Consider the following 2,071-nt stretch of genomic DNA (forward strand, 5'->3'; position numbering starts at 1 on the left):
CATCACCGGGAAACCCCAATCGCTTCGCCCTGATCGGCGGGAAGTCTATAAGAGAATGACCGCCGATGTACTATCAACAGTCAACCGTATCCACCATGATCGAGAGCCAGAACGTTGAATTCAAGGAGTCCTGGAAGGACGAATGTCTCAAGACCCTCTGCGCATTTGCAAATACAAGCGGCGGGGTGCTTAAGATAGGCATCGATGATGCCGGAAGACCGGTCGGCATCCATCAGGTGAAGCGGCTCTTGCGAGAACTGCCCAACAAGATCCGAAACAAACTTAGTATCACCCCCTCCGTTGTCGCTGAAACGGTCGCAGGAAAAGAGATCATCAGCATCACGGTCTCGCCTTCCCCTGTCCCGGTCTCGTGCGACGGTCGGTATTATCGGCGTAGCGGAAGCAACACATTCGACCTTGCGGGACAGGAGCTTGTTCACTTTCTCATCAGCAAATCCGGGATTACCTGGGATACGGTCACCGGCGACTACTCCATCGACGATATCGATCCCGGGGTGGTCAGGATGTTCGTTCGTCTGGCAAAGCGGTCGAACCGGCTTGATACTGCGGATGAAGAAGAGCCCGTGGACTCGATTCTGCGCCGCTTAGAACTTACTGTCAATGGCAAATTGACCAATGCCGCCATTATGCTCTTCGGCAGAGAGCCGCAACGGTTCTTTGTCAACACCACCACCCGGGTCGGCCGATTCAAGGGGGGAGATATCATCATCGGCGATGAGGAGTTCTCCGGGAACCTCATCCAGCAATTCACGAGGGCGGAGGAGCGGGTGAAAAGTTTCATCGATGTCCGATATGAGATTTCGGCGGATGCAATGCAGGAGTCCTTTCAGCGCAAGGAGATCTGGGACTATCCGTTACTGGCAATTCGTGAAGCGCTCCTTAACGCGCTTATCCACCGGGATTATTTCAACACCGACATCCAGACCCAGATACGCATCTATGATGACGCTATACGGTTCCACAACCCGGGCTCTCTGCCCCAGGGAATCACGATTGAGATGCTCAAGACCGAGCACTACTCGTTCCTGCGCAACCCTCTCATAGCAAAGATATTTTACCTCGCCGGGTTTGTCGAACGGTATGGTTCCGGCATCGGGCGAATTGTGGATGCACTCGCAGAGGCCGGGCTCCCGGAACCTGAATTTCAAAGCGATTCCTTCGGGTTCATTGTGCGCATGCGAAAAGACCTGCGGTTTACCGAGAGTTCTCTGCGGGCCATCGGCCTGAACGAGCGGCAGCTGCAGGCGATGTCCTTTGCCAGGGAGCACGGCGCTATAACAGCTGTAGACTATGCATCGATTGCTCCGGGGGTATCGGAGAAGACCCGATACCGTGATCTTCTCGATCTCGTCCATCGTGGCTTGTTGGAGGCAGTCGGTGCGAGGAGGGGCAGAAAGTACGTTTTAGCCCGGTTGCCTCCCGGGAACGCCTGATACGATGACAGGGCCTGATAGATAATGGACATTTATCGGACATTTATCGGACATATCGGACATCTTCCGTTTTGAGGTGTCCGACATCTGCCACCTGAGATTGAGAGGATCGGTGTTTCGTGGGGGTTGAAACGCCACGGATTCGCCGCAGCCTCGCGGTGCTCTAACTCCTTCCCCTGCGGGGAAGTCGTTCCCCGCACCCCCTCCCTCGCATTATTCGAGGGGGGGAGGCCACACCCGGTCGACGTAGCCATTGAGGGGCCGCCTGGAGCTTGCCGGGCGGCGACGTCTCCCGCCCCATCCGGGCGCTGGCGGCGGGCGCCGCCGTCTCGTTCTTCGTCGGGCCGGTTTCCTCATCAGAGCGGGAAGATCGTGTACTGGATGTACCAGACGTACTCCACCACAGGTATCCAGAAGTGGTAGCCCTCCCAGCAGCTGGTGGCGAACCGGAAGTCGACGACCGCGAGCCAGGCGAGCGAGAAGAGCATCAGCACCGGGACCGCGTAGGCGAGGAGGCGGGGGGAGGCACGTTCTGTGAGGACGACGATGATACGGCAAGGGCGAATAGAAAGGGAGATCCTACCGAGGAAAAAAGGGGAGAGAATGAGTGTCCCTCC

At 57.0% G+C, this 2,071-nt stretch carries 2 protein-coding genes; one reads left to right on the forward strand and one right to left on the reverse strand.

Annotation, left to right across the window (positions count from 1 at the left end; all coding sequences use genetic code 11):
• Positions 1 to 65 precede the first annotated feature (65 nt).
• The gene (locus GXX82_03735) at positions 66 to 1,454 is read left to right on the forward strand and encodes a transcriptional regulator (GenBank protein ID NLT22137.1); all 1,389 of its coding nucleotides are present in this window, start codon (positions 66 to 68) and stop codon (positions 1,452 to 1,454) included.
• Between the two features lie 356 nt (positions 1,455 to 1,810).
• On the opposite strand, the gene GXX82_03740 is transcribed toward GXX82_03735, so the two are convergent.
• Positions 1,811 to 2,071 (reverse strand): hypothetical protein (locus GXX82_03740; GenBank protein NLT22138.1); only part of this gene is annotated, 261 nt, incomplete at its 5' end.

Origin of the sequence: Syntrophorhabdus sp. (assembly GCA_012719415.1) — a bacterium.
Classification (GTDB): domain Bacteria; phylum Desulfobacterota; class Syntrophorhabdia; order Syntrophorhabdales; family Syntrophorhabdaceae; genus Delta-02.

Excerpts from the sequence above, each read along its gene's own strand:
- GXX82_03735 (NLT22137.1), top strand. The coding sequence starts at position 66 with ATGTACTATCAACAGTCAACCGTATCCACCATGATCGAGAGCCAGAAC.